The following is a 26,865-nucleotide window of genomic DNA, read 5'->3' as shown; positions in this document are numbered from 1 at the left end:
AATGGCTTTTTCCTACGTTCTGAAACATTTTATCAATTTGCAAGTCATATTGATTTGTTAGAGCATCCATACAAATATGCAGCTTACGGTGGCAAATCATTACATCATCAATCACATGGAGAATCATTTTTATCATTATTTATACATCGCTTTAAAGGTAAAGCCATTTATTTATTGGATGAGCCTGAAGCAGCACTATCGCCAACAAGGCAACTCAGTCTCCTTAAGATTATGAAGGATTTAGAGCATGAGGCACAGTTTATTATCGCTACACATTCACCAATTTTACTTGGCTATCCAAATGCAACAATTTACAGTTTTGATGGTGAGGAAATAAAGTCTATTCGTTATGAGGAGACCATACATTACATTGTTACGAAGCGCTTTTTAAATGCACCAGAAACCATTTTTTCAGAGTTATTTGATGAGGAGAGGGAATCATGAATCAACGAAAAGGCTTAATCATGCGAGAAATTCGATTAGATGAAATGGCACAATCCATAGATTTACTCAATTACGTGTTTCAAATGTCCATGTCTATCCATAAGGATCGCCGCTTTGTCAATGCAAAGAGTAAGCAATTCGATGAAGGACATGCAATAGGATGGTTTGATGGTACACAGCTTGTCTCACAAATTTTAAGCCTACCTTTTGAGGTAAACGTACATGGTCGGATTTACGAAATGGGTGGTATAACGGCTGTGGGAACATATCCAGAATATTCAAGACATGGTTTAATGGAGAGCCTGATTATGGAATGTCTGCAGCGCATGCGAAATGAGGGGCAATATATATCCTATTTATTCCCATATTCGATCCCGTATTATCGAAAAAAGGGCTGGGAAATTATGAGTGATATTGTGGAATTTCAGGTCAAGGATACACAGCTACCCCATTATGCAGGACTAAATGGAAAGATACGTCGAGTTGATCCAAAGCATGAGGATGTTGTAGCGATTTATGCAAGCTATGCCCAAAAAACGCATGGTGTGATGGTACGCAATAGCATTGCCTGGAATGAGAAGTTTCAGGAAGACTTTTGGGAAGAAAAGTTTATTGATAGCGATGTTAATCTTCAGGCAGCTGTTTATTATGATGAGGATGATGTGCCACAGGGCTATATGTTTTATCGTATTATGGAGGAAAATTATTACATTGATGAAATTGTCTATCTACAGGAAGAGGCACGTAAAGGCTTATGGAATTTTGTCTCTGCTCACAGCTCAATGATTTATAATGCTTATGGCAAAACGACTGGCAATGAAGCAGTTGCCTTTTTACTGGAGGATAGTGAGATTATACAAAAGGTTTCTCCTTATTTTATGGCACGTATCGTGGATGTCAAAGAATTTTTATTACGTTATCCATTTGTGGGAAATGATTTTCAGTTACGACTGGCTGTTAGTGACCGTATTGTAGCGTGGAATAATGGCACATTTGTGATTACGGTAAAGGAAGAAAAGGTTAGTGTTGATAAGATTAGTGATACACTGTCCGAAAATGCTGTTCATCTAACAGTGCAAACATTAGCCACAATGCTATTAGGCTATAAACGACCAAGCTATTTGGAAAAAATCGAACGCTTACAGGGCAATGCCATTGAAATTGCATTACTTGAGACAGTGCTCCCTGTCGGTATTCCAACATTTATCGATTATTTTTAACCTTCTTAGGGAATTTGTACAGGGTTTAACTTGTGCAAATTCCTTTTTATATGTTTATGGAATGATAATTATGGCATAATTAGTGAATGGAGGGGATAGATGATATGCCAAAATGTATTACATGTAAGGAAAAATGGTCGTGGAAGCAGTCAATGCGATCAATAGTATCGTTTTCTCGCTTTATTGGCTGTCCATACTGTGGGAAAAAACAAATGCTAACTTCTATGACACGCATTTCCATTTTATTATTAGTCTTTGTACCATATGTAACAATGCCTTATGTGATTGATGAAGAGGTAAAAAGCTCTGCAGTAGCAATTGGTATCGCGATTTACTTATTTGCCTTAGTCTTAATGATGCCATTTTTAATGGACGTACGTGAAATCCCAAAGCATCTGCAAAAGTATGTCCCAAAATAATACATAGCAAGAGGATGACCTTCACCTTTTTTGAGTGTGAAGGTTTTATTTTGTAGAAAAGTACTAGGTTTTAAAGCTATATTTGCTCGGTGTGAGAAGAATAGTGCTCAGATTAATCTAAAATTTACTCAGGTTCAATAGAAAAGTGCTCCTGTGATCTTTAAAATTGCTCGGTTTGAGAAAAAAAGCGCTCGGTTCAACCCCAAAGTCGCTCGGGTTGAAAAGAAAAGCGCTCGGTTGAACCTCAAAGTCGCTCAGGTTGAAAAGAAAAGTGCTCGGTTCAACCGCAAAGTAGCTCGGGTTGAAAAGAAAAGTGCTCGGTTTAACCCAAAAATCGCTCGGGTTGAAAAGAAAAGTGCTCGGTTGAACCTCAAAGTCGCTCGGGTTGAAAAGGAAAGTGCTCGGTTCAACCTCAAAGTCGCTCGGGTTGAAAAGAAGAGCGCTCGGTTGAACCTCAAAGTCGCTCAGAGTTGAAAAGAAAAGCGCTCGGTTGAACCTCAAAGTCGCTCGGTTTGAAAAGGAAAGAGCTCAGTTCAACCCCAAAGTCGCTCGGTTTTATTAATAAATCGCTCCGTCCTAAAAACAATACTTTGTTTTTGAACAAACGCCACCTTTTTTGGATAATAAATTAAAACTAGGAAACAAATCCACCCTTATTTCGGTATTGTTTAAAATGGGGGGATATCTATTAAGTTAACCAAGCTTTTTTTAATAGTTGTACTCCTAAAACAATTTCATCTAGTTGCAATTTGCTAAAGCCTAGTTGAATGATAGGCTCAGTGCTTGTTTGCCTTAGGAAAAAGGGGCTGGTTGGATATACCTTAACGCCATACTGTGCAGCATTTTCTATGAGTTGCTGCTCAGAAAGCTGCATATGTACTTTCACTAAAATATAAAGACCTGATTGTGCTCCTAATACTGTAATCTTGTCTCCAAATTGTTGTTGTAGCTCCTGTACTAGACGATTGATCTTTAGTTTATAGGTAATCCGCATTCGTTTAATATGCCTTGTCCATTCGCCCTTTTCCATAAATGCTGCCATTGTTAATTGATGGAGAGAGGAAGCATTATGCTCAAAATATTGAAAGCGTTCTTTATATTTAGAGACAAATGTTTTGGGCAGTACTATATAGCTTAAGCGAACTGCTGGTAAAAAGGATTTAGAAAATGTGCCACTATAGATAACACGCGATTTATCAATAGAGGCAAGGGCAGGGAATGGCTGCTGTGTATAGCGGAATTCGCTATCATAGTCATCCTCTAGAATATAGCCATCCACTTGTTTAGCCCACTGAATCAAGGCTTGTCGTTGCTGGATGCTCATCGAAACGCCATAGGGAAAATGATGGGAAGGTGTAATATAAATTAAACGTGCATGTAAATGTGCTAAGTGATGAAGCTGTGCCCCGTTTTCCAAAACAGGCAATGACTCTATCTTGAAGTTATGTAATTTAAAGGCTTCACGCGCTCCATTATAACCTGGATCCTCCAAAATAATACTGTCAAAATCCTCTTTTAATAAAAAGCCTAAATAAATTAACTGTTGCTGTGTGCTGCTGCCAATAAAAATGTCCTCAGTATCAACATGAACACCGCGAGCTTGTAATAAATAACCCACAAGCTGTTCCTTTAAACGAGGTTCACCAAACGGGTCCCCATATGTATAGCATTCTTCCCCGTGTAATATTTGATTGGCCATTTGTCGCCAAATCTTTAACGGAAAATACTGTTGATCGACAGCACCTGCTCGAAAATCAATGGTGATATTTCCAGTGATTTGCTTTTTATTGGGAATGCTTGGTCCTGGCTCCTCATGTAAAAATACCTGCTCAAATTCATTGACAAAATATCCTTTTCTTCCTTCTCCACGTATATATCCCTCTGCGACAAGTTGCTCGTAGGCAGTTAAGGTCGTGTTGCGACTCACCTGTAGTGTATCTGCTAGCCTACGAATAGAGGGAAGCGTATCATTTGTTTTTAAGCTACCTTGCTCGATTAAAGTTCTGATTTGCTGATAAATTTGCTTATATTTTGCCTCTTTATCTGTAAAGAAAAAAATAAAATCATTCATAAGGCTCCTTTCTGACATGTTGAAATATTTATTTTTGTCACTTTTTATATGTCAGAATGTTTTTTATTATCATACAAGAAAGACTGATAAAAAGAAATGGAGAGATTTACAATGGAAATGAAAAAAGTAACACTTGCAACAGTAAAAGAGGTAGTCCCATTATTTAATGCCTATCGAGAGTTTTATAACCAACCTTCAGATTTAGAGCAAGCTGAGCAATTTTTAAAGGAGCGTTTGCAGAAGGAGGAATCCATTATTTTCCTTGCGTATTTAGATGCTCAGCCAGTAGGTTTTGTCCAGCTTTTCCCTATTTTTTCATCAGTTGCGATGAAAAAAGCCTTTCTATTAAATGATCTATTTGTGGCAGAACATGCGAGAAAGCAAGGTGTGGCAATGCGTTTAATTGAAGAATGTTATGCATACTGTAAAAATGAGGATGCACGATATATAACCTTAGAAACAGCGACTAATAATAAACAAGCTCAAAAGCTATATGAAAAGCTTGGAATGAAAATAGATCAGGATGTTTTTCATTTTATTAAATATTGGTAGTAGTTACATTAAATATGCATGTTAAAACCTCACACACTAAAATGGTAGTGTATTACATCAATACTGGAAAGAAGAGGTCTATCCATCGTTGATATGGCTGATAAAGTGGGTAGTGAGCGTCGTCAGATTATCTAGCAAGAAATGCAAAAATGGCGAGTTAAGGGTCCATGAACGAGCATCAGTATTTTACATGGGTTTATTAAAACCGAATAAACAAAGACAGCGACTAGTAGATTCTAGTCGCATTTTTTATGATTAACATTCATTATTTAATTATTTAAATTAATTATTTAATGTTTATCATTAAAATTATATTGATTTCCTCTCAATTGTTTTATATGCTTAACATGAAGAAATGACCAAGAAAACGAAGCAGGAGGAAAAATTATGATTATAAACAGTGCTATCAGTGCCATTATTCAAGTTATTTTATTTTCAGCAATACCATTTTGTTGGTGGTTTTTCACAGCAAGAAAGAAACAATCATTTTTATCATGGCTCGGTATTAAAAAGCCTGTTATCAAAAATAAAGGAAATTATACTGTATGGTTTTTACTCACGATTTTTTTATTATTTGTACCGTCTAGCCTAATCGTCTTTTTTTATATAGACAGCTCACTTTTAGCGTCAAATCGTTTTGCAGGACTTGGCTTTACTGCGATTATCCCCGTGCTTCTTTACGCAATTATTCAAACGGGCTTGTCAGAGGAACTGTTTTTTAGGGGCTTTTTATTAAAAAGAATTGCACATACATTTGGCTTTCAGATAGGAAATACTCTGCAAAGCTTACTTTTTGGTAGTATTCATGGATTGATGCTATTTTCTGCCATTCCTTTTGGAGTTGTAGTGTTAGTTGTGATTGTAACGGGATTAGCAGGTTATTTAATGGGGTGGATAAACGAAAAAAAATCCAATGGCTCCATAATCACGAGCTGGTGTATACACAGCTTTTGCAATCTGATTGTTTCCTTCTTCGCTATGATTAATGTTTTTTAATACAACAATGAAAAATAGTTCATACAAGATAGGTTTAAAAACATTCTAGTAAGAAATCCAGAAAGGTTATGAAGCAAAGATGTCGAACTAGAATTAATGAGGAGCAGTTTTGAAAACGACGTTAGGGTGGAAAAGTGTAACGTTTATTCTATGTTTAGCAAATTTAAAAAAATACATACAGGTGTAGAAAAATAGGGAGGGATATGTTTGTTTTTAAAATCTGACATTTTATCATTAAGAAAAACAGAATTAAGAGATTTAGATTTTGTTTGTAGCTTAGAATCAAATGAAGAAAATGCAAAATTTATTATCCCGTGGTCTAAAGAAAAGCATGAAAAGGCAATTGAAAACACAGATATATTGCATTTGATTGTAGAAGATAATCATCCAGTAGGATATATAATTATTGCTGGATTAGAGAATCCCAATTTAAGCCTTGAGTTGGTAAGGATTACAATTGGGGAAAAAGGAAAGGGCTATGGGAAGGAATCATTTAGGCTTATCAAAAATTGGGTATTTACGAAACATAATGCTAATCGTCTATGGTTAGATGTAAAGGTAAACAACATGCGTGCTTTTCATCTTTATAAAAAACAGGGATTTGTGGTTGAGGGAACATTAAGGGAATGCCTAAAAAATGAAAAAGGTTTCGAATCTTTACATATTATGTCTATATTAAGAAGTGAATATGAAAATCAAGACCATTAAATACAATCAAACTTTTCTATCAATATATTCAACCAAATCGTCTATATGCTTATACCATCCGGGAATGGCTGCATAGCAATAGCGCCCCCTAAAAAATGGTGAGGCGCTTTTAACTTTTTAAATTACATTTTAGGAAATGAAAAATCGCCTTTCTGTTCTTTTGAAATTTGGATATGATAAGAAAATAAAACATATACTCCTTTCATCTTTTTTAGCATTTACTGATAGTTACATCTCAATTGATTGATCTACTTTATAAAGCAAGCAAATAGCATATTGGCTAATTTGCATTTCATCCTTTTCAATTGCATAATAGCTTAGAGGTGTTAGAAGTGAAATTTATCGAACAACTAGTAAAGGCTTGCTTAATTATTGGTTTAGTTTTAATGGGAGGACGTATTCTTACGGTAATACTCCATTACTTTCAAATAGCGTTTACTTCTTTTTTTGTTGATTATCATGTTGCATCCATCGTTATACTATTGATAGGAATTATAGGTACAGAGATATTTAACAGTCGAAAAAGGAAGGGGCGAGCATAAATGACAGAATGGCCAAAGGGTGTAGCGAAGCCTGCTATACGAGCATTAAATGCAGCCGGATATACTCAATTAGAGCAATTGCAAAAGGTGGATTTATCAACGTTAAAGCATTTACATGGTATGGGTCCGAAAGCACTTGCGGCAATTGAAGCGGCATTGAAAGAGAGTAGGATGCAAAATGAATAAGTTGACTTTATTTTTGCTGGCGATGATCGTTTATTATATTTTGGTGGTTTTCATCATTAGCAAATTATTTATCATTCCAATCATGAAGTTTATGGCACTTGTATTCTTCATTGGAGCGGGCTATATTTTTTCTCGAAAAATGCGAAGGAAACTACAGTAGGAGGATTATATGAGGCTTGTAAAACTTACCCTTTTTTATTTGGTTATTATTATACTAGCAATGATGCTATCACTAGCAGGCGTTCGTCTATCAATCTCACTTGCTATATTTGCGCTTATTGTACTAGCAATAATATATAGACATATACATATTTTATTTCGAACAAATAATATGCAGTCGGTAGATAAGCTTGTGAAAGATCGCAAAAAAGAGCCATTTTTTGCTTATCTTTATGCAGTAGCTTATGAAACAAAGGAAGAACAGTTACAGTCATTAGATGTGGTTATTAAGAAGTATAAGCAGCCAGCAGTGAAGTACAATTATATATTTATAAAAGCTATCATGGAAGAGAATTTAGAGGAAGCAAAGGATGCAGCAGATAAAATAAATAAAGAGCCATTAGCAAGCTATGCAAAATGTTATATCGCTGCTCTTGAAGGACGAACAGCAGATATGCGGAGTGCTAAGCTTACACAGCCATGGATGCAGCCAGCGATTGAAGCGATTTATGCTTATACCATAAAAAATGAAGACGCATTTCAGCAGTATCAGACAGAAAGCATTAATCTGGCACGCGGTGTACAAAAATATGCATTAACCCATTCATTTAAAGAGATGCAAAAGAAAATGTAAAAAAGAATCTAAGCTACTTGACGCTAATTGGCATCAGGTAGCTTATTTTTCTTGCAATAAAAAAATTTATACAAATTATGCTGTCTGCTTCGTCTATTATAGTGAAGCTTAAAAAATGTAGTAGAAATCGCCAGTTGAACGGTGTAAGAGAGGTGAAAAGATGGAATTTGATGAATTATATGAACGATATTTTCAACGTATTTATCAATTTATTTATTATATGGTTTCAGATCCTAGTTTAGCAGAGGATTTAACACAGGAAACATTTCTAAGGGTTTATAAAGGACAATTTCGAAATGAGGCAGCTTTAGGTACTTATATCAGAAAAATCGCACGAAATATTGTCTATGATTCGTATAGAAAAAAAGCGTTAATTAAATGGCTGCCATTTCAAAAAAGTCATGAGGATCGAGAGACACATTATGTGCCACATGAATGGATTATCCAGTCTGAGGATCGTCGACTGCTCTATGAAGCCATCCAATTATTAAAGCCAGCGTATCGTGAAGTAGTGATATACAGAAAAATTGAAGAACTGACATTGGCTGAAACCTGTGAAATTTTAGGGTGGTCTACAGTAAAAGTAGCAAATACACAGCGAAATGCACTAAAAGCATTAGAGAAAATATTGGGAGGTGACGAATATGGATTTGCACAATCGACTAAAGAAACTCAATAAATTACCAGAGGATCAGGCTGTAAAGTCGCGTATTTATGAGCGTATTCAGCACAAGAAGAAAAAGGGGTTAACAATCTGGAAGGAAGGTGTTTTACTATTTACAACGGCTATGATTGCTTTATTTTTAATCCTATTACCACAAAATTCCACATTACCACAGAGCGCCAATCAATCTATTCAAACGATTTATAAATATTTTGGAGGAGAAGAAGGGAAATTCTTTGCACGAGGTTCAGACTTGTATACATCTGTGGAAAGGGTTAACGATAGAAAAATCTATAACTTTTTTCAAGACCTTACACATTATGTTGAAGAGGGAGATGGTAGGCTAGGTAATTATATTACAGATGTAGTCGTTGTAAGGGATAATCAAGAGGAGCACTACCAGATTTCTGATACAGGCATGCTAAATATTGATAGTGGGCAGTTTTTTGTGGGAACATCAGATATGTATGGCGAAGTATTTCAATTATTATATAGTGTAAATACAAAACCTTGGTTTTTAATCCTGCCTCTTATCGTGGTCGTAGCCAATTTATTTTCAGCCTCCTACTATAAACGGCGTAAATTAGATAATTATAAACCACCTAAATCAAAATGGTGGCTGCTACTATTATTCCTCTCAGTAACTTTCGGTATTTTTGCTTGGGCAACTTGGGTGGGGCCTTTATACAAGCCGTTGATGCTTACGCTCGCCGTTTTCTATGGTGTCATCATTTGGTATAATCTCAAACGAGACATCCAGCATTATGCTATCTATAAAGTAGAAACCATAAAAATCTATATTATTACTGTTGCACTTGTTTTTGTGATTATGAACTATTAATCCTAATAATATCAAAAACACCTTTTGTTGAGTACATCAACAATGAAGGTGTTTTTTCAATGGTAAACTGTTAAATTTTTTTTCCTAGTAAAACACCACGTATGATGCCTACGATGAAAATCACGCTTAATAAAACTAGAAAAAGATAGGCATGCCATTGCTGTAAAATACGATTATGGCCTAATGCAACTGTTAAGTCGTTGAAAAGTGAGTACGTAAAGTATAGTAAGATACTATTTTTAATGAGACAAAACGTTAAAATTCCATTTTGTCTTTGACCATGGGAAAGAGTCGGTTTATTTTTACGTAAAACGGGGTAGGCAGCCCTGACCTCTAAGTAATGTAGTAGCAAAAACAGCATAAGTGCAACAAAAGGTAAATAAAAAATAGCGATTTTTGGACCAAACTGTGCATGTTCACTTGTAAAGCTTTGTAAAACGGGTATTGAACCTGGCAGCTTATGATATTGAATAAGCGTTGCAGTAACACCCGCAAGAAATATAGTGCCGACAATCCATGTTAGTTGCATACAAAAACGTGGCGTAGGTGTTTTTTGTTGCCCGTGCATTGATTCACCTCGCTTTTCGTCATTCAAAATAGCATTCTGTTATACTGTATCATAGAATGACAACCTGTGTGGTACAGAAAGAAGGATTACATGGAATACTTATTATTTTTAAGCATTGGAATTGCTGGTAATGTTATTGGCACATTGGTCGGAGGTGGAGGATTGATAACCCTACCAACCATGATGCTAATGGGAGTGCCCGTCCATTCAGCGATTGGCGCTAATAAGGTGTCTAATATGGTAAGTGCTTTTTCCAGCTTTTATACAATTTATAGAAGAAAAGAATTGGCGTGGTCAGAAATGCGCTCCGTTTTACTGGTATCGCTGATTGGAGGGACACTTGGTGGCTTATTTGCATCATTAATGGACAGTCAGGCATTGACGCTTATCGCCATTATTTTATTAGGGTTTGCCTTAATTATGTCATTTATCGGCGGGGCTGACTTTGGCGATAGGGAGCACTTTATTATGAATCGTAAAAATGGTCCGATTCTACTGGGTGTTGGTTTTTATGATGGAATGTTTGGTCCAGGGAGTAGTACGCTGGCACTTTATACATATGCCCATGAGAAATTATCTTATATAAAAGCGGTAGGGCTATCACGTGTTGGCGTTTTTGCCATGTGCTCTGGTGCAGCGATAACGTATATTGCCACAGGAAAAATTGAATGGCCACTAACACTTATTTTAATGATCGGTTCAACGATTGGCGCCCAGATTGGTATTGTCCTTGCTCGAAAGGTCAATGCCAAACAAGTAAAGCTGTTGCTGCGTATTGTAACCATTGTATTAATATTACAGCTTGTCTATGATTTTATGAAACAGCTCTAAGGAGGCGATTCAAATGTTTGACATTACACCATACCCAACCTTTTCGTGGTCACTTTCTCGTCATAAAACGTTAACCAGTTGTGCACGAAAATATGGCTATGAATATTACTTTTCACATAATGGTTGGCTAAGCTACAATGTAGAGCCTTTTCATCAACATGTCTATCGCCTAAAAAAGCTACAATCCATGCCGATTTTATTTGGGCAAATTGTCCACCGGTATATCGAGCAGGCAATTAATGATTATTTACAAACAGGAAAAGCGCCAACTGTAGAGGAGCTGATACATTGGGCACGGGGCCAGCTTAATGCTGCTTTTGTTGACTCTACACGCCATTTTGAATTATGGAGACAAAAGCCCACAAAGTATTATATGATGCAGGAAATCTACTATACTGGGAAGCTTAAACCTGAACTTATTCAGGACTATAAAGAACGTTTAAGGCTTGTCTTTAACCATTTTCTGATGAGTGAAACATTCCGGCAAATTACGGCACAAAAGGGCTCTCTACGTATTGGTGAGCCTGAACAATTTCGCTCCATGAAAATAGACGATATCCAAGTATTTGTCGTAATGGATTTCCATTACTATGATGAGCTTACGGATAAGTGGGTGATTGTCGATTGGAAGACGGGGAGTGAGTCTGACGATGACCGTCAGCAATTAGCGCTCTATGCCTATTATGTACAGCAAAAATACCGTGTATCACTTGAGCAAATCGAGGTATATAACGAATACTTATTAACAGGAAAACGCAAGAAATATGTATTTACTAACATCGATATGGATAATATTTTGTATATATTTCAGCGTAGTGTCTTGGAAATGAAAAAGTACCAAGCTGATATTTTTTTAAATGAGCCTCTAGACATTGAAGACTTTGAACAAACGCTTGAAAAATGGCATTGTCGTGGGTGTAATTTTAGGGAATTATGTGAGCAGATATGAAATGAAAAATTGAGCAAGTGACTAATTAATTTAAATCATCGAAATGGTCGCTTGCATCATTTTTATCCTTTTGGTTAAATGACTATATGGTTGATTGTATTTTTATATCAGAGTGACCTAGTTGCTCCGGATGATCTTAAAATTTACATTCCGACTGACCATAAATTTGTAAAGATAAAATTTAAGGGAGTTCCATCATCATCTTTTATCGGATTTCAAGGTCAATCTGATAGTAAAGCTGTAAGGCGTACTAAATTGAAGCCTAGTAAAACATCACATTATAGAAGAAACACCATATAAAAACGTCAGTATCTTTCTATAACCGGTTAAAAGAAGGCATACACAATCAACAGTGTATGGTGAATCATCGTAAGATAATTGGCTGAATGGTTAATGAAATTTAATAAAGGTTAGCCATTAAAAAATAGAGAGAAATTTTTATATTTAATAGCATATTTTTGTAAATCTACTCTATATTAGGGTTAACACATAAAAATATCTAAAAGCTTACTATTTCATTCATAATGGTACATATTGTTATAATAGATAATTAAAAGGAGGAGTTTAGACATGAAAAATCATTTAAGATTATCTGGAACAAATTCTCACACTCATGCAAAGCTAATTATTAGAAGAGCGATACTTTGCATGGGGTTAAATATTTAGTTTTATCGCCATACAAACTAAACTGAACTAATATTTTGGCTTTGCACCTTATTTATTCTAATTTAAAATAGGGAGCGAGCAAGATTGAAATATGTAAATGCCTCAAAAGTTTTACCTGAGAAGTTATTACTAGAAATACAACAGTATGTCCAAGGAGAAAATCTGTACATACCTAAACAAGAAACAAACTATCAAAAATGGGGAACTGTAAGTGGTGGAAAGCAGCTCATTGACCACCGAAACAGTAATATCAAAGCGTCTTTTAACAATGGAATAAGTATTCAACAATTAGCTGTTGAATATTGTCTCTCAATTGAAACCATAAAAAAAATTGTTTACTCAAAAAAGATTGATCGAGGAAATGATGAAAATCTTGATTAAACTTACCCATCAAAATAAAAAATAATTCTTAATGGTCGTCAAGAATTGTCTTCCCTTCTGGAGCATTGTTACATCAATGTTCTAGTTTTTTTTTTCAGTTCAAGTTAAATGGCAACTAAATAGCGAATTTTTTTTAGTAGGTATAAAACATTTATTAATTGTTTTAGGCATATCGAAGCATTACAAGATTAATGTAATATGGAAGTAGGAATCAATACTAAATAATAATTTGAGGAGAATTTAATATGAACTTAGAAAGTAAAAGAATTTATTTGCGCACCCTTCAAGAATTAGATGCACCTGTTATACTTGGAATTACTACAGAAGAAGAAATTCGATATATGACAGGAACGAAACCTAACTTTACATTAGATCAGATTAAAGCCCATATTAAAAAGATAAATAATGATTCATCACGTTATGATTTTGCAATCTGTTTAAAAGAAAATGACCAGATGATAGGTGAACTATCTATTTTAGATATTGAAGAAGACAATAAAAAAGCAGGATTTAGAATTTCTATGAGCTCGATTGAGCTAACTGGCAAAGGATATGGATCAGAGGCTATTAAGATTGTATTACAATTTGTTTTTGAGGAACTACATTTAAATCGTCTTCAGTTAGAAGTATTTGACCATAATTTGCGAGGAATAAGAGCCTATGAGAAGGTTGGCTTTGTAAAAGAAGGCGTCTTGCGTGAATCGTTATATTACAATGGCAATTATTCGGATGAAATTATTATGGCAATACTTAAAACTAACTATAAAAATACATTATTGCAATAATATTGTTCTTTGAAATTCTGTGAAATGATTTCTAATAAAGATTGAACATTAAATAAACCCAACTAATAATTCCAGTGTACACCTTTGTTAATAACTCTTCAAACGTTGCTTAAATAATGTGTACTAATAAACTAAACCAGCTAATAGTTTGTCAATAATTTTCTGTTAAAAGTTTAATAGGAGAGTGCTATACTAAAAAGTGCTTGACAAATAACCTTCCTAAAGTTTGTTTTTGGAAGGTTTTGTTCGATTTAGCTGTACTTACTTATCAAGCTAAATCTTGGTACGCAGATTTGTTTTTTAATAAGGCAAAAATCCAATGTAATAGTTTATTAATACAAGCTAATCATTGCTACTTTGAAAGGTTTTCCTTCGTCACGTTTTTTATCGTAAAATTCACGTAATTTCTTGTTTCGAGGAATGATTGTATCGTCTGTTTTAGTTTTCCTGCAATCTTGTATTGCACAACGAACAACCATGAACAAGGCATGACGAAGTCTGCTTGAACCTCGTTTTGCAATTCGATTTTTGGTCGCTGAAAATTTACCTGATTCGAAAACACTTGGGTCAACTCCAGCGAAAGCCACAAGCTTTTTAGGGGTGTTAAATCAATCTATTTCACCAATCTCAGAAATAATCGTTGCAGCGATTTTTTCACCGATACCTGGGATAGATTTGATAATACTATATTCTTCAATTTCTTTAGCGAGGGGGGGCAAGCCCCACGTGCAGATACGTTCTACCCTGGCTACTGCTATAATAAAACTATATAAAAAATGGTCAACCAGAAATATCTGGCTGACCTTATAATACGAACGGTGCAGAATAGTTGTTTAAGAAATTTATTAAATCAAGTGTGATAAAAGAAAAAATGATTTAGAGGGGATAATTTACGAAAGGTAGAAGTAAGTTCGTACTATGAGAAATGGATTCCAATGTTTATGTAAGAGGTTGAAGAACTGAATCTTATTTTTGGGAATAAAATCATAGATATATATCATTTAGGTAGTACCTCTGTTCCAAGGTTTAGTGAAAGAAATAAAATTCTGATTTCAATTTTAAAAAAATAGGTTGATAGATGGAGTTTATGTTATATTTTAATAGAATTGGAGGATTATATGATGAATATTAGAGAAGCAAGTGAATTAGATTATCCTGATTTAAGGCGCATTTATCTGGAATCACGCCGCAAAAACTTCCATTGGGAAAATGCAGAGGAATTGACATTAGAAGATTTTGATAATGATACAACTGAAGATTATGTAATTTTAGTTGAGGAAGACGGTAAAATTCTAGGGTTTGCGGCACTATACTTAGCAGATAACTTTATACATTGTCTTTTTGTTGACCCTACTTGCTCTGGTAAGGGTGTTGGTGGTTTATTATTGAATGCCTCCATCAATAAAATGAATACACCATTAAGTTTGAAATGTGTGTCAGAAAATTATAAGGCACTCAAATTCTATGAAAATAAGGGTTGGAGGAAAGTTGTTGAAGAAGGGAAACCTGGAGAAAAGTATTGGGTTTTGGAATACAAATAATTAATGAATACTTGATTTATTAATTGATTCAAAACTAATAGATACTATAAAGAACGAGTGGTTAGTTGTATTTGTTTTAGCTTGGTGAGGACAAGAAGTGAGGGAAAATTATATTAAATACTCTGAAATTATTGATTTACATCGCTATATGTCCATTAAAATCAGTAGTATATTCAGAAATTAATTTTTCTAAAATTAAACCTGAGTAGGGGGAGGATAATGAAAAAATCATTTATTGTGTTACTAGCAGCATTTTTATTTGCAGTAGTAAGTCCAACAAATTCAGAAGCAAAAGTGATGTATGATGGAGCAGAAGTTGTGAAAGGTCAAACCGGAAAAATGACCTTTAAAAAAGACATCAAGGTATACAAGAAAAATCCAGATGGCACATTTGATTCGTTGATGGTTAAGCGCAATAATTTCTTTAAAACGTATGATATTGAGAAATATGATGGCAAAACATTTTATCAAATGGGGCAATATCGGGTACAAGCAACGGATTTGGTAGTTTTCAAAGAAGTACCAATCGATATTCGTACATCTTTCTATAACAATCCGGCATTGGTCATGATTAATCATCTTGGTGTTGAAAATCCTGGATATCCATATTCCTACATCAAATATGGTGAGTATTTAAAAGTTGGAAAACGTGAAGAGGTTTGTATTCCAGCATCATTACTAGTTTCTATTGAGAAGGGCAAATTATATCGCCATTATTGTGCAGGAGATATTGAAGGAGGACCTGTAATTAATACCGGTATTCTTGATAGCACTGATATTCGAATTTTTGAAAAGATAACAAGAAATGAAGGCTCCTATATATTAACAGAAGATACAGAGCTATATAATGGTCCAATGATTACAAGATACTCTAGAAAAGAGTTGAAGGGAGCTGTCTTTTATTCATCAGGAATTGAAATCAATGGTTATTTGATGGTGGGAGATAAGAATTTTGATTTTATTCCAGCAAATCTATTAAAGCCAGTTGTAGATAAGTGATAGATTATGAAATATATATAGCTCTCTTATTTTTGATAAGGGGGCTATTTTTATGTTTGGTTGACATACAGATAGGATAAATGCTTATTGGAGTACCCTGGTTATATAAATCGTAATAATGGCATTTCTTCTTTATTTAACTTCTTTCAGCAGAAGTCTCCCACCTCTATAGGTGGTGAGATGAATGCGAATTTAAGCTACTTTTCGGAGGGTGTCCAAACACCCGCTGAAAGAAGTTAAAGCCTCCGGCGGATGTCACGGAATCGGAAAGGAGTTCTTTGTATAAGCTCAAAGCCGATTCCGGACGCAATTATGCCAAGGCATAATTGATCTTGAAACAATGTGAAAGTATTTTTTAGTATTAATTCATTCCAATGAGTCAACAAACTTGGAATACTTTAAAACCTCGAAAATGACATGTAGAGGCAATAAATATTGAAAGAAGAATTTGCTTTTTTCATCAACTTGTATTAAATTATACTAATACTATTAATTGATAATGAGAGAGGAGGCAAAAAGTCATGGAAACTGTTTTCAGAAGAATTGCAACAGAAGTAAAAACATATTTACAACTTGATGATTTACTGTCAAAGGGACCAGTCTGTACTTTTTTAAGTAAACTTCATATAGAAAATAGCCGGAAGCTTTTTGCCTTTGTAGTATAAAAATTAGAACTTTTATTGTTTGTGCAGGATACAAAGCAATTATTAGACGCCGGATTTAATGGCGTCTTTTTTGTATTTTACAGAAAAAATCAATGATGAGTCGCTTGTCAAAATAGTCAAAGATTATTGTAATCCCTCAATATAACAGTGTTAGAAAGGGTGAGACTTGTTGTTTAAAAAACTTAGACAATTTAGGAATGTTTCAGTGTGCGATATGCTTCTAATTTAGAAAATAATTAGAAGCGAGGACACAAACTATGAAAAAGCAAAAAATTTTTACACCATCATTTCTTTTTTTATTTATAAGTAATTTTTTAATCTTTATAGGCTTTGAAATGTTATTACCAATTTTACCAGCCTATTTATTAAGCATAAATGCCTCTTCTATTCAAGTAGGCTTGGTAACAACTATATTTACGATAGGTGCAATTTTAATCAGACCTTTTGTAGGTTACTATTTGATTGATAATAAAGGAAAAAGTCTTGCAATCGGAGCAGGTATGACTTTATTGATCGTTACTATGCTGTATCCTTTTCTTAACATTATTTGGCTTTTCCTATTGTTACGGTTTTTCCATGGAGCGGCATGGGGGGTATCAACTACAGCCAATAGTACAATGGCTGTCGATTTAATTCCTAAAGCTAGATTAGGAGAGGGAATGGGGTATTTCTCTATTTCAACAACAGTTGGCGCTATTATTGCACCGAGTATAGGTATTCTTATCTATAATACCTTTTCCTTCCAAATATTAATTTATTCATCAGTAATACTTAGTCTGTTAGCGATAGTAGCACTTCAATTTGTCTCTTCATCTACTCCTGTTAAATATGAGAAGCAGCCATTTCGATTTGTAGAAGCGATTTTTGAAAAGGATGTAAGGTTCCAAGCATTATTGACCGTTATTACGACACTTGGCTTTGGAGCGATTATAACCTTCTTAGTACTTTATGGGGAACAAAAGGATATAAAACATATTTTCTTATTCTTTCTTATCAATGCGACTGTTTCCACTTTATTACGACCATTTACAGGAAAATGGTTTGATAAAAATGGACCATGGTCTATTATCATTGTGTCAGCCATATTAGGATTTTTATCACTTGTCGTGTTATCCTATACCACAAATAATTTAATGCTGATCATTGCAGCGATTTTATTCGGAGCAGGTTATGGAACAATGATGCCATGCCTACAAACATGGACTGTTCAAAAAGTAGATGAAGCAAAAAGTGGGGCAGCCAATGCAACTTTCCTTTCTAGTTTTGATGTAGGTGTTGGCATTAGCGCCTTTGTATTAGGAATTTTAGCAGAATGGATGAGCTTAGAGATGATTTTCCGTCTTGTTAGCCTAAGCTTTATAATAGTTGGTATTCTAGTTTTCACCGATTTTATAAGTAATAAGAAAAACAAATTTGAATAAGTTTACAGTAACTAATCCAATCAAAAGGACCAGGTACTCCATTCAGATGGAGTCTGGTCCTTTACCTGTTTTATAGAACGAAAGAGTAATTAGCTTTTAACATTAACTTTGTTGAGTTGCTTTATATCCTGTGCACGTTCCCATTCAAAGGTAATTAATGTTGAGCTATCTAAATTCTCATCCATTAAAGAAACAGAAGAAATTCTACTATTATCATAGAGCTTAAAGTAATAGTTTTTACTTTGTGAGCACATTGCTGACGTATAAATTGTATAATCCGTATTTCCTTCCTTTGTGAGCACAACACCCTTTGGAATATTAACAGAAGAAAGGATATGGAATAGGTTTGTTACGCCCTCCACTTCATTTTTCGCTTCTTCCGTATACTTCTTCCAGTAAGCAACACGTAGGAAACGAGCTGATGGGGTGAAATCGCCTGGAAGACCTAATGCACCTGCACCTTGTCCAAATGGTGTTAGCTCTAAATCACTCATCGTAATATCATTTGGTGGGTAAGGATTAACACCAATATAAGCCCGCAGATTCGTTTGATGCCATTCATAGCCAGGGCTATTTGTCATTACACCAATTGTCTTACGGTGGACGGTAATTCCTGTTTTATCTGGCTCAATTACAATTGTTTCACCTGAGGCATCTGTGAAAGTAAAGTGCAGAGGAGGAGCGAATCCAAGAATGGCATTGGCTTCATTAATAAGTGTAAATGCCTCTAATCTTGTCAGCACATCATCAATGGTTACACAGTTACCTAAAATTTGTGATACTACATAAACCGGATTTATGCCTCTTTTACCTTCCTCAAGCTCCTCTGCATACGTTGCAAATGTTGCATAGTATAGCATTGCTCCCATTAAGCCCTTTTCATTAACACCATCGTATAGAACAGGGGATGAAATATCAGTGCTACCCATCCCAATGAATGCATATTGATTATTTAGAACAACATCTTCCTTTTCAAGCAGTCGTATTCCATAATTACGTGGCACAATGATAACTTTACTATCTGGTTCCATTGTGAAATCCATTGTTCGAGCAAATAGATTTTTCTGATCTGTTGTGTGAATCGCTAAACTACTACAACCTAACATGAACACCACTCCTTTGAAATTATCCCTCAAGGCTTTCATTAATGAAAATCCTTTTATAGGAATTTTTGTAGGTTTTACCCTATTTATAGAGTAGCATAATTTATTGGTAATTCAAACACAAATGTTAAAACTTAACAATATTTACAAACTTGTTAATAGAAGAATAAAATATTTGCTAGAAAATAAGGGGAGGGCCAATAGTAGATTTTAAAAAAGTAGTACAACCATTTATTCATAGTCTGTACTACTTTTTGTTTTTTGGTATTTTTTCAAGTAGTAAGATTCCAGTTTTCTGCGTCCTGTCGAATTTCAATAAAGCGACGATATACACCTTTTTCTTTCATTAATGAGTGATGTGTTCCCTGTTGAATTATTTGACCATCTTCTAAAACAATAATTTGATTGGCATTCTGTATTGTTGCTAATCGATGGGCAATGATGATGGTTGTTTTTCCCTGAATTAATTTTTCTAATGCAGCCTGAATAAGTGTTTCGTTTTCTGGGTCAAGACTTGCAGTTGCTTCATCTAATATAATAATGGGTGCATTTTTCAAAATAGCGCGGGCAATCGAGATTCGTTGCTTTTCCCCGCCAGATAAAGAGGAACCACCATCACTAAGAACCGTATCATAGCCATATTCCAGCGACATAATAAAGTCATGGCATTGTGCCTTTTTTGCTGCTTCTATAACATCATCTCTAGAAGCGTTCGGATTCCCAAAAAGAATATTATTATAAATGGTTTCATTAAATAAATAGACGTTTTGAAATACCATACTAATCGATGATAATAAACTGTTTAACTGCATAGAGCGAATGTTAGTGCCACCAATAGAGATTGCTCCAGAATCAACATCATAGAATCGGGCAATCAAATTGCAAAGGGTTGTTTTTCCAGAGCCAGATGGTCCAACAATCGCTGTAGTTGTACCTTCCTTAACGGTAAAGGATACATCCTGAATGATAGGTCTTTCATCATAGGCAAAGGAAACCTGGTCAAAGTGGATCGCATATTGCGTTAGCTCGGTATCTTGACCCTCTTCGTCAATAAATGTGGTATTTTCAACGGCTTCAAGTTTATTGAGCGTATGATTAATCGTTTCCAACACATGTGTTGCATCGCTAATGGGCTCTATACTATCAAACATGACAAATGAAAATAACGTAATAAGGAACATATCCGCAAGTGTCATTTCTCCATTCATCACTAAATAACAAGCAACAAATACAAGTAATATAGAAGCCAACTTTAAGGCTAGTCGATGTCCGACATTGAAAACACCGAAACCTTTCTGAATAGTTATATTAACTTGCTTGCTATTGCAAAAGGCATCCTGTATATTACGGGAAGCAATACCTTCCTGATTAAAGTTCTTAATAACAGACATGCCACGTAAGTACTCTAAAGTAGCACTAACAAGCTGGTGCTGACTTTGCTGATGGAAGGTAGCATTTCTACGACTATGTCTTTGTAATAGTCGTAGGAACATAGACGATACAACAATACCACTAATTGCTACGAGAGCCATAATTGGCTGATAGAGTGATAAAAATAAAATCATTGTACCTGTTAGAATATAGCCATTGATAACGACATCAATCATTTTTATCCCCATCATTTCAAAGAAGGACAAATCTGTGGTAACAGTACTATTAATATCACCTATCCGATGCTGCTGAAAAAATCCAAGTGAGACCCTTTTCAAGGTATGTCCCATTTTGATCCGATGATCTGCTGTTATTTCATAGCCAATGCTCTCCTGATAACGTGCCTTTAAATAGGCAAAGATAAAACGACCGAAAATGGTGAGCAATAATAACAGTAACAGCAACCAGATTACATCTATCTCTAAAGCGTTTTTTCCATAATAGTCATCAAGCATCATTTGCAAACCATGTGCAGTTATAACAATCGGAAGGGCAATACAAATAGACTGCAAAAACGACAGTATAAATCCAAGGTATAAACGTTTTTTGTATGGGCCAATCCACTGGATAATTCTCATTATTATTTTAATCATTTAAAGATACCTCCTGAGATGGATTCGTATCAGAGAGGAGTCCATGTTCTTTTGAACCAATATGAGCCTTCCATAATGTTTGATAAAGTTCATTCGTTGCGAGCAATTCATTATGGGTGCCAATTTTATGAATACTGCCATCCTTTAACACGACAATTTGATCAGCATGTTTAATCGTGGATAATCTATGAGCAATGACAATGAGCGTTTTATCTTTTGCTAGCTCGTTAAAAGCTTTTTGTATTTCTGCTTCATTCTCTGGATCAGTAAACGCTGTTGCTTCATCCAGTATTATAATTGGAGCGTTTTTTAAGATAGCACGTGCTATGGCGATACGTTGCTTTTCCCCACCAGATAGCTTGTTGCCTGCTTCACCAGAATCAGTATCATAGCCGTTCTCTAGTCGGGCAATAAACGGATCACATCTTGCTAAACGTGCGGCACGATAGACTTCCTCATCACTAGCGTGTGGATTTCCCATTCTAATGTTTTCAATAAGACTAGTTTTAAATAAAAAATTATCCTGTGCTACATAGCTAATCTTTTTTGCCAGCTCATTAGGATGAATATCTTGAATATTGGTATGTCCAATCGTAATGGAGCCGTCAGTAACATCCCAAAAACGTGCTAATAGCTTCGCAATTGTTGATTTTCCACTTCCAGAAGGGCCAACAAGTGCTGTATAGCTTTTTTCAGGAATGGTTAAAGAAAGTTGGTGAAGTACATTCTGCTCATCATTGTAGCTAAACGAAATATCATTTAAGACAATATCATAATGCTCCAAAGCTATTATTTCTTCTGTAATAGGAAGTGATTCCAAATTTAAGTATGCTTTTGTATCAGCAATGGCATATTCAATCGCCTTGAAATCATTGACAAAAACAGTAAATTTCATAAGTGGATAAATAAGCCCCATGGATAAAATAAGGCAAATAATTAATTGTGCAGGATTAATAGCACCCTGATAATATAGCCATAAACCGATGGGCAGAGTACCGACAAGGGTAGATGGTAAAATAGCATTGCCTAATGTCATCCATGGCCATGTGCCACGAAACCATTGCATTGTATAATTTTTAAAATCTGTAATAGCATTTGTGAATTTTTCATAGGAAGCATTTGTTTGATTAAAGGTTTTAATGACCTCAATACCCTCCACATATTCTACGATAACACTATTTACATGATTGCTTGCCTCCATATAGTGTTGATACTGGGTGTTGAAATTTCTCATCATAAAGGCATACACAATCAGTGCAACTGGAACTGTAATAAGAGAGGCAAGAGCTAGTCGATAGTCAATCGTCAGCATATAGATAAAAACACCTATAGGAAGAAAGAGATTGGAGATACCTTCTGGAATAATATGTGCTAATGGCAATTCTAAAGTTTCCACGCGATCAATGAGGACATTTTTAATCGTACCAACTGGTTGATTTAAAACATGACCTAGAGGTGCTCTTATTAATCGTTCAGCTAGTTGCAGACGAATTTCCTCCAAAATATGATAGGCAGCACGGTGAGAGAAATAACTAGAAATTGCATGAAATACTGTTAAAGCAATGTACCCAGCTGCTGCTATAGCAATCCAAAAAAGAAGACGCTGCATTGTTTGGGTTCCTTCAATTAAAAGCAGTAGTATTTGATAAACAGCCACATATGGAACTAGTCCCCCTATGACACTCATAATGGCTAAGAGGACGGATAAGGCTAGCGGTACTTTAGAGCTCCCTGTAAATTGGAGGATAGACTTTATCCAATGTTCTTTTTTTTCAATCTGTTCCACCATTTCACACCCTTTGTTTGTTAAATAATGTAATGTCCTTCATCATGCCCTGCGATAATTCAATGGTTCCGTCACAGCAAAGTGCAATCATCTCAGGATCATGTGTGATAATGAACACAAGCTTATTTTGGTTACGCAAAATATTCATGCAATTTGCAAATTTTCTCATATGATGATAATCAAGTCCGCTCGTTGGTTCATCCATAATCATCACTTGTTTATCTGCGGCAATTGCAGAAAGAATGGCTACACGCTGTTTCTCCCCACCTGATAAAGCCAGTGGATGTGCGTCTTTTAATTCAGAGGCACCCAGTAAAGCCAGTAGATCTAATGCTAGCTCTTCATTTGGCTCTGGCATAGAGAGTAAGATTTCTGCTAGCACGCTTTCTGTAAAAAGCTGGTGATGTACGTCCTGCATAACCATGCTACTAGCCTGAAGGCATTGCTTTTTTCTAAATTTCACATTATTGATGTGAAAGGTAGGGGAGGCTTTTCGGTTGAGACCTGTCAGGGATTTAGCGAATGTCGATTTCCCAGCACCATTGTGACCAGTAATAGCCATGATAGCAGGGAATGGAAGGACAAACCCTTCAATTTTTAGCTGAAAATCATGATTGAAATAAGAGAGTGTCTCCAATTTAAAACGTGCTCCTTGATCCAACAAACGATCATGTTGAGGCATCAATTCCTCAAGATGAATCGCTCGAAGCCCTAATTGATAAAGTGCTTCATTTGACATAGTGAGCATCTCCTTCTGGGTAAAAATATGCTTAATTTCCCCGTCCTCCAAATAAACAAATCGATCAGCAAGATTCTGTAAGTAATGAAGTCGATGTTCAGAAATAACGATCGTTTTCCCCTGACTTTTCCAAAAAGCAATCATTTCCCCAAGCTGAGCTGTTGCCTCATTATCTAAATTTGCGGTTGGTTCATCTAGAATAATGATGGGAGGATTATGTATGGCAACTGATGCACAGGCTATTCGTTGTTTTTCTCCACCTGAAAGATGGAATAAATTTCTTTGTAAAAGTGGCTGTAGTTCAAACTGTTCTACCATCATAGCTTTTCTATTTAGTATTTCATCAGAGGGCAAGCCAAAGTTTTCTACTGTAAAAACTAGCTCACTGTCAGTATCGATATTGTAAAATTGGGTTTTAGGATTTTGAAAAACCGAGCCTGTAAGCTTTGAAATTTCGTGAATTTCCATTGCTTGAATATCTTGATTGGCTACCCGAATAGTCCCTTGTAATTCGCCATTAATGTAATAGGGGATAAGGCCATTTAATAATCGAGTAATCGTAGTTTTTCCACAGCCCGACTTTCCACAGAGCACAATAACCTCTCCAGCTGAAATCTCTAGATCAATAGCGTTTAGCGCTTTTTTCGATTGATATTGATATTGAAAGGAAACATTTTGAAGCTGAATCATAAAAACACCTCCCAAATAAAAATAAGCCAAACGACAATACAAGTGGTGATTAATAGAAAATCCTGCAGATAAAATTGAAGCTGACTGACATTTGTTCTTTTGTTAGGAGCAGATAAACCGCGAGTTAAGGATGCCATTGTTAATTCATTACCAATCTTTGAGGCTGATACCATAAGTGGAATAAGACGATACTCCATAGCTTTTACTGGGTGCAGTAGCATTGAAAATCCTGTTAAGCCTCGGAATGCCATAGCTTGTTGTATATAAATATATTCATAACTTAGTGTTGGGAAAAAACGGAACATAACTGAGAGTGAAATAATGAATCCCCTTGGCATATGTAGTTTTTCCAAAGCTGCAACAAGTTCACTGATAGATGTTGTAGATAGAAGAAAATAGCCCATCATAATACCTGGAAGTAGCCTTAGGGAAATGGAGAAAATCCCTAATGACAGAAAGAACAATACACCGTGTATATAAGGGGCTACCGTGTACTGAAAAGTTGTAACGGATACTAGTAAAATCAAATAATAGAAGGCTATTTTGTATTTCTGATATAGCAATAGCAAAATAGCCGGAATTCCCCATAGAATCGGTAATATGTACAGAAACCAGCCATTTTGTGGAGCACTTACAGTAATGATATTTATTGTAACTGTCAACAGCAGCTTAGTACGTGGATCTATTTGTATCCATTGTTTCATTAAACAATCCCCGATTTCTTGAAGTGCTTTGTTAATAATTTAGTACCAATCAAGCCTCCTATTAGACTTGTAGCAAATGTCATGACAATGAATAGAAATAGTGTCCAATCAGGAATATAGCTGTTTAATTTATTGGCGTATTCAGCACCATATTGAACAGTAATATTAGAAAAATAAGCAGTTCGATGAAGATAAATAGGGAGATATAAACCAATTGTCCATAAACTAAACACAGCAAAGGATAATATCATGGAAAATGTACTTGATTTTAGCTTTATAAAAAGTATGTCTGCTATGAAGCCGCAAATTAGACCTGTTAGAAGAGGATAAAAGCCATTACCGCCCATTAACATCATGATTAATCCACAAATAATACCACTCATCGTAATCATGCCGAATTTCTCAGTTTTTGCTAAAAATAAAATAAAGGGAACACCTCCAAAAATACCAATTAGAGCTGGTAAGATAGCATTGAAAATGGGGATATACCCTAATAGCGAGATGGTAAATAATAGGGCAAAATAGATGCTTGTATAAATGCCTACAGTCATAAAGTCTTCTGTGCGTAATGCGAGATTTTTTATCATGTGAATAGCTCCTTTCGAAATGAAGAAATAATCATCACAGGTTATTTCCTTTTTTTTTGGAATATTTAGGGTTATACTCATGTCGAGTATATTTGAAAATGAGAATCATTGTCAATTGTTATTTTAGGTAAAATATTTTTTCAAAAATAACCAATAAAGACTATTGTATTTATTTTTACAATATTTTAGAATCTATGTTAGTGGTCGATAATGATAATCATTATCAATTAAGTGGACTGAACTTTCAAGGATTTGAAATAACTTATAAGGTGTTGAATTTATGTGTTAAAAATTAGTCATATTCAGTGCAGGGTACATGATATTAAAAAGGCTGTCCATGATTATGAAAAAGCTGGATTTCAGGTTGAATGGGGAAGAGACCCTAAAAACTCCCTAAATGCATTTATCTGGTTCAATCAAGGGCCATTTATCGAACTATTTGAAATGAAGCGATTTATGTCTCCGATACAATTTCCATTAGGGATTCTCTATGGTAGATCGATGAGAGAGCGCTGGGTGAAATGGATGATTCAGCGTGAAGGGCTTATAGATTTTGCATTAGAAGGCTATGAAGAGGATATTGCAAAGCAAGAAAATTTACATTTAGTGAGAAATGAACTCAATCATTTAGGTATTAGTACATCAAAGGTGTTAAATGGACGACGAAAGAAACCGACAGGAGAAATTGTTACCTATGGCTTCTTTTCGCTGTCCCCTTGCGATTTACCTTTTGTTGTATCAGCCTATAATACACCTCAGAGGCCAAAGCAGATTGAGCATTCAAACGGCTCTCAATATATTCATTCCTTGACGATTAGTTGTCCAGATGAAATGGCAGAAATATTAAATACCCTGCTAGTTGATAAGGCAATGCTAACAATTAAGGAATCTAAAAAATTTAACATAGATGGTATTACCATTGAAGGACTGACAGACAAAGTTGATACTAAATTACTACATGGAGCAAATTTAATACACTGAGGGTACATA

Annotated in this window: 30 protein-coding genes and 1 pseudogene; 22 read left to right on the top strand and 9 right to left on the bottom strand. The window is 35.2% G+C overall.

Going from position 1 to position 26,865, the window contains the following annotated elements; genetic code table 11:
• The 4 genes from B2R82_RS20725 to B2R82_RS20710 form a co-directional block, all read left to right on the top strand.
• On the top strand, positions 1–444 hold a 444-nt coding region (locus B2R82_RS20725), incomplete at its 5' end, for an AAA family ATPase (RefSeq protein WP_286926809.1).
• Positions 441–1,664, top strand: coding sequence for a GNAT family N-acetyltransferase (locus tag B2R82_RS20720; RefSeq protein ID WP_286926808.1), 1,224 nt, complete (start codon positions 441–443; stop codon positions 1,662–1,664). The genes B2R82_RS20725 and B2R82_RS20720, both read left to right, overlap by 4 nt.
• A 104-nt stretch (positions 1,665–1,768) precedes the next feature.
• Positions 1,769–2,083 (top strand): TIGR04104 family putative zinc finger protein, encoded by a 315-nt coding sequence (locus B2R82_RS20715; protein ID WP_286926807.1) that lies wholly within the window; start codon positions 1,769–1,771, stop codon positions 2,081–2,083.
• 153 nt (positions 2,084–2,236) lie between these two features.
• Positions 2,237–2,557, top strand: a complete 321-nt coding sequence (locus tag B2R82_RS20710; RefSeq protein ID WP_286926806.1) for a hypothetical protein — start codon at positions 2,237–2,239, stop codon at positions 2,555–2,557.
• Positions 2,558–2,771: 214 nt separating this feature from the next.
• On the opposite strand, the gene B2R82_RS20705 is transcribed toward B2R82_RS20710, so the two are convergent.
• Complete coding sequence (locus B2R82_RS20705) at positions 2,772–4,154, bottom strand: PLP-dependent aminotransferase family protein (RefSeq protein ID WP_286926804.1); 1,383 nt, start codon at positions 4,152–4,154, stop codon at positions 2,772–2,774.
• 111 nt (positions 4,155–4,265) lie between these two features.
• Between B2R82_RS20705 and B2R82_RS20700 the strand changes: the two genes are divergently transcribed.
• The 9 genes from B2R82_RS20700 (at position 4,266) to B2R82_RS20660 (ending at position 9,436) form a co-directional block, all read left to right on the top strand.
• The gene (locus B2R82_RS20700; protein WP_286926803.1) at positions 4,266–4,706 is read left to right on the top strand and encodes a GNAT family N-acetyltransferase; all 441 of its coding nucleotides are present in this window, start codon (positions 4,266–4,268) and stop codon (positions 4,704–4,706) included.
• A gap of 387 nt (positions 4,707–5,093) precedes the next feature.
• Positions 5,094–5,702: a CPBP family intramembrane glutamic endopeptidase gene (locus tag B2R82_RS20695; protein ID WP_286926802.1), complete on the top strand. Its 609-nt coding sequence runs from the start codon at positions 5,094–5,096 to the stop codon at positions 5,700–5,702.
• A 207-nt stretch (positions 5,703–5,909) separates the two neighbouring features.
• Positions 5,910–6,410, top strand: a complete 501-nt coding sequence (locus B2R82_RS20690) for a GNAT family N-acetyltransferase (RefSeq protein WP_286926800.1) — start codon at positions 5,910–5,912, stop codon at positions 6,408–6,410.
• 332 nt (positions 6,411–6,742) lie between these two features.
• On the top strand, positions 6,743–6,952 hold the full coding sequence (locus B2R82_RS20685; protein WP_286926799.1) for a hypothetical protein: 210 nt from the start codon (positions 6,743–6,745) through the stop codon (positions 6,950–6,952).
• Entirely contained in the window at positions 6,953–7,138 is a 186-nt protein-coding gene (locus tag B2R82_RS20680; RefSeq protein ID WP_286926797.1) for a hypothetical protein, read from the top strand.
• Complete coding sequence (locus tag B2R82_RS20675) at positions 7,131–7,298, top strand: hypothetical protein (RefSeq protein WP_286926795.1); 168 nt, start codon at positions 7,131–7,133, stop codon at positions 7,296–7,298. Before B2R82_RS20680 ends, B2R82_RS20675 begins: the two co-directional genes overlap by 8 nt.
• A gap of 9 nt (positions 7,299–7,307) precedes the next feature.
• Entirely contained in the window at positions 7,308–7,931 is a 624-nt protein-coding gene (locus B2R82_RS20670) for a hypothetical protein (protein ID WP_286926793.1), read from the top strand.
• A 160-nt stretch (positions 7,932–8,091) separates the two neighbouring features.
• The gene (locus B2R82_RS20665) at positions 8,092–8,610 is read left to right on the top strand and encodes an RNA polymerase sigma factor (RefSeq protein ID WP_286926792.1); all 519 of its coding nucleotides are present in this window, start codon (positions 8,092–8,094) and stop codon (positions 8,608–8,610) included.
• Positions 8,576–9,436: a hypothetical protein gene (locus B2R82_RS20660; protein WP_286926791.1), complete on the top strand. Its 861-nt coding sequence runs from the start codon at positions 8,576–8,578 to the stop codon at positions 9,434–9,436. Before B2R82_RS20665 ends, B2R82_RS20660 begins: the two co-directional genes overlap by 35 nt.
• Before the next feature lie 70 nt (positions 9,437–9,506).
• Here the strand turns inward: B2R82_RS20660 and B2R82_RS20655 are convergent, their stop codons facing one another.
• Positions 9,507–10,004 (bottom strand): DUF1648 domain-containing protein, encoded by a 498-nt coding sequence (locus tag B2R82_RS20655; protein ID WP_286926790.1) that lies wholly within the window; start codon positions 10,002–10,004, stop codon positions 9,507–9,509.
• A gap of 90 nt (positions 10,005–10,094) precedes the next feature.
• Between B2R82_RS20655 and B2R82_RS20650 the strand changes: the two genes are divergently transcribed.
• The 4 genes from B2R82_RS20650 (at position 10,095) to B2R82_RS20635 (ending at position 13,616) form a co-directional block, all read left to right on the top strand.
• Entirely contained in the window at positions 10,095–10,835 is a 741-nt protein-coding gene (locus B2R82_RS20650; protein ID WP_286926789.1) for a sulfite exporter TauE/SafE family protein, read from the top strand.
• A gap of 13 nt (positions 10,836–10,848) precedes the next feature.
• Positions 10,849–11,784: a PD-(D/E)XK nuclease family protein gene (locus B2R82_RS20645; RefSeq protein ID WP_286926788.1), complete on the top strand. Its 936-nt coding sequence runs from the start codon at positions 10,849–10,851 to the stop codon at positions 11,782–11,784.
• A gap of 750 nt (positions 11,785–12,534) precedes the next feature.
• The gene (locus B2R82_RS20640) at positions 12,535–12,831 is read left to right on the top strand and encodes a CD3324 family protein (RefSeq protein WP_283872140.1); all 297 of its coding nucleotides are present in this window, start codon (positions 12,535–12,537) and stop codon (positions 12,829–12,831) included.
• A gap of 245 nt (positions 12,832–13,076) precedes the next feature.
• Positions 13,077–13,616 (top strand): GNAT family N-acetyltransferase, encoded by a 540-nt coding sequence (locus tag B2R82_RS20635; protein ID WP_283872141.1) that lies wholly within the window; start codon positions 13,077–13,079, stop codon positions 13,614–13,616.
• Between the two features lie 268 nt (positions 13,617–13,884).
• On the opposite strand, the pseudogene B2R82_RS20630 reads toward B2R82_RS20635, so the two are convergent.
• A pseudogene (locus B2R82_RS20630) lies at positions 13,885–14,326 on the bottom strand (transposase); the annotation flags it as partial.
• Positions 14,327–14,737: 411 nt separating this feature from the next.
• Between B2R82_RS20630 and B2R82_RS20625 the strand changes: the two are divergent.
• The 4 genes from B2R82_RS20625 (at position 14,738) to B2R82_RS20610 (ending at position 18,242) form a co-directional block, all read left to right on the top strand.
• A complete protein-coding gene (locus tag B2R82_RS20625; protein ID WP_286926787.1) occupies positions 14,738–15,157 on the top strand; it encodes a GNAT family N-acetyltransferase in 420 nt (139 codons plus the stop codon).
• A 219-nt stretch (positions 15,158–15,376) separates the two neighbouring features.
• On the top strand, positions 15,377–16,156 hold the full coding sequence (locus tag B2R82_RS20620; protein WP_286926786.1) for a hypothetical protein: 780 nt from the start codon (positions 15,377–15,379) through the stop codon (positions 16,154–16,156).
• Between the two features lie 521 nt (positions 16,157–16,677).
• Complete coding sequence (locus tag B2R82_RS20615) at positions 16,678–16,821, top strand: hypothetical protein (protein ID WP_286926785.1); 144 nt, start codon at positions 16,678–16,680, stop codon at positions 16,819–16,821.
• Positions 16,822–17,078: 257 nt separating this feature from the next.
• Positions 17,079–18,242, top strand: coding sequence for an MFS transporter (locus B2R82_RS20610; RefSeq protein WP_286926784.1), 1,164 nt, complete (start codon positions 17,079–17,081; stop codon positions 18,240–18,242).
• Between the two features lie 89 nt (positions 18,243–18,331).
• Here B2R82_RS20610 and B2R82_RS20605 read toward each other — a convergent pair whose 3' ends face one another.
• From B2R82_RS20605 to B2R82_RS20580, 6 genes are all read right to left on the bottom strand, one after another.
• Positions 18,332–19,348: a linear amide C-N hydrolase gene (locus tag B2R82_RS20605; RefSeq protein WP_286926783.1), complete on the bottom strand. Its 1,017-nt coding sequence runs from the start codon at positions 19,346–19,348 to the stop codon at positions 18,332–18,334.
• 269 nt (positions 19,349–19,617) lie between these two features.
• Positions 19,618–21,369 (bottom strand): ABC transporter ATP-binding protein, encoded by a 1,752-nt coding sequence (locus B2R82_RS20600; RefSeq protein ID WP_286926782.1) that lies wholly within the window; start codon positions 21,367–21,369, stop codon positions 19,618–19,620.
• Positions 21,362–23,155: an ABC transporter ATP-binding protein gene (locus B2R82_RS20595; RefSeq protein WP_286926781.1), complete on the bottom strand. Its 1,794-nt coding sequence runs from the start codon at positions 23,153–23,155 to the stop codon at positions 21,362–21,364. The genes B2R82_RS20600 and B2R82_RS20595 overlap by 8 nt, the downstream gene beginning before the upstream one ends.
• 4 nt (positions 23,156–23,159) lie before the next feature.
• A complete protein-coding gene (locus B2R82_RS20590) occupies positions 23,160–24,584 on the bottom strand; it encodes an energy-coupling factor ABC transporter ATP-binding protein (RefSeq protein ID WP_286926780.1) in 1,425 nt (474 codons plus the stop codon).
• Positions 24,581–25,288 carry an energy-coupling factor transporter transmembrane component T gene (locus tag B2R82_RS20585; RefSeq protein WP_286926779.1) on the bottom strand — a complete coding sequence of 236 codons (708 nt, stop codon included), beginning with the start codon at positions 25,286–25,288 and terminating at the stop codon, positions 24,581–24,583. Before B2R82_RS20585 ends, B2R82_RS20590 begins: the two co-directional genes overlap by 4 nt.
• On the bottom strand, positions 25,288–25,875 hold the full coding sequence (locus B2R82_RS20580) for an MptD family putative ECF transporter S component (RefSeq protein WP_286926778.1): 588 nt from the start codon (positions 25,873–25,875) through the stop codon (positions 25,288–25,290). Before B2R82_RS20580 ends, B2R82_RS20585 begins: the two co-directional genes overlap by 1 nt.
• Positions 25,876–26,157: 282 nt before the next feature.
• On the opposite strand from B2R82_RS20580, the gene B2R82_RS20575 reads away from it, so the two are divergent.
• A complete protein-coding gene (locus B2R82_RS20575; protein ID WP_286926776.1) occupies positions 26,158–26,856 on the top strand; it encodes a VOC family protein in 699 nt (232 codons plus the stop codon).
• Positions 26,857–26,865: the final 9 nt, after the last annotated feature.

This window comes from Lysinibacillus sp. UBA6686 (assembly GCF_002455205.1).
Lineage (GTDB): Bacteria > Bacillota > Bacilli > Bacillales_A > Planococcaceae > Lysinibacillus > Lysinibacillus pakistanensis.
The sequence above is the reverse complement of the archived record's forward strand: the minus strand, read 5'-3'. Positions and strand labels throughout refer to the sequence as shown.

What these genes read in the sequence shown, in the direction of transcription:
- B2R82_RS20720 (WP_286926808.1), top strand. Translation starts at nt 441, where the DNA reads ATGAATCAACGAAAAGGCTTAATCATGCGAGAAATTCGATTAGATGAA.
- B2R82_RS20715 (WP_286926807.1), top strand. Translation starts at nt 1,769, where the DNA reads ATGCCAAAATGTATTACATGTAAGGAAAAATGGTCGTGGAAGCAGTCA.
- B2R82_RS20705 (WP_286926804.1), bottom strand. Translation starts at nt 4,154, where the DNA reads ATGAATGATTTTATTTTTTTCTTTACAGATAAAGAGGCAAAATATAAG.
- B2R82_RS20700 (WP_286926803.1), top strand. Translation starts at nt 4,266, where the DNA reads ATGGAAATGAAAAAAGTAACACTTGCAACAGTAAAAGAGGTAGTCCCA.
- B2R82_RS20695 (WP_286926802.1), top strand. Translation starts at nt 5,094, where the DNA reads ATGATTATAAACAGTGCTATCAGTGCCATTATTCAAGTTATTTTATTT.
- B2R82_RS20680 (WP_286926797.1), top strand. Translation starts at nt 6,953, where the DNA reads ATGACAGAATGGCCAAAGGGTGTAGCGAAGCCTGCTATACGAGCATTA.
- B2R82_RS20675 (WP_286926795.1), top strand. Translation starts at nt 7,131, where the DNA reads ATGAATAAGTTGACTTTATTTTTGCTGGCGATGATCGTTTATTATATT.
- B2R82_RS20670 (WP_286926793.1), top strand. Translation starts at nt 7,308, where the DNA reads ATGAGGCTTGTAAAACTTACCCTTTTTTATTTGGTTATTATTATACTA.
- B2R82_RS20665 (WP_286926792.1), top strand. Translation starts at nt 8,092, where the DNA reads ATGGAATTTGATGAATTATATGAACGATATTTTCAACGTATTTATCAA.
- B2R82_RS20660 (WP_286926791.1), top strand. Translation starts at nt 8,576, where the DNA reads ATGGATTTGCACAATCGACTAAAGAAACTCAATAAATTACCAGAGGAT.
- B2R82_RS20655 (WP_286926790.1), bottom strand. Translation starts at nt 10,004, where the DNA reads ATGCACGGGCAACAAAAAACACCTACGCCACGTTTTTGTATGCAACTA.
- B2R82_RS20650 (WP_286926789.1), top strand. Translation starts at nt 10,095, where the DNA reads ATGGAATACTTATTATTTTTAAGCATTGGAATTGCTGGTAATGTTATT.
- B2R82_RS20645 (WP_286926788.1), top strand. Translation starts at nt 10,849, where the DNA reads ATGTTTGACATTACACCATACCCAACCTTTTCGTGGTCACTTTCTCGT.
- B2R82_RS20635 (WP_283872141.1), top strand. Translation starts at nt 13,077, where the DNA reads ATGAACTTAGAAAGTAAAAGAATTTATTTGCGCACCCTTCAAGAATTA.
- B2R82_RS20625 (WP_286926787.1), top strand. Translation starts at nt 14,738, where the DNA reads ATGAATATTAGAGAAGCAAGTGAATTAGATTATCCTGATTTAAGGCGC.
- B2R82_RS20620 (WP_286926786.1), top strand. Translation starts at nt 15,377, where the DNA reads ATGAAAAAATCATTTATTGTGTTACTAGCAGCATTTTTATTTGCAGTA.
- B2R82_RS20615 (WP_286926785.1), top strand. Translation starts at nt 16,678, where the DNA reads ATGGAAACTGTTTTCAGAAGAATTGCAACAGAAGTAAAAACATATTTA.
- B2R82_RS20610 (WP_286926784.1), top strand. Translation starts at nt 17,079, where the DNA reads ATGAAAAAGCAAAAAATTTTTACACCATCATTTCTTTTTTTATTTATA.
- B2R82_RS20605 (WP_286926783.1), bottom strand. Translation starts at nt 19,348, where the DNA reads ATGTTAGGTTGTAGTAGTTTAGCGATTCACACAACAGATCAGAAAAAT.
- B2R82_RS20600 (WP_286926782.1), bottom strand. Translation starts at nt 21,369, where the DNA reads ATGATTAAAATAATAATGAGAATTATCCAGTGGATTGGCCCATACAAA.
- B2R82_RS20590 (WP_286926780.1), bottom strand. Translation starts at nt 24,584, where the DNA reads ATGATTCAGCTTCAAAATGTTTCCTTTCAATATCAATATCAATCGAAA.
- B2R82_RS20585 (WP_286926779.1), bottom strand. Translation starts at nt 25,288, where the DNA reads ATGAAACAATGGATACAAATAGATCCACGTACTAAGCTGCTGTTGACA.
- B2R82_RS20580 (WP_286926778.1), bottom strand. Translation starts at nt 25,875, where the DNA reads ATGATAAAAAATCTCGCATTACGCACAGAAGACTTTATGACTGTAGGC.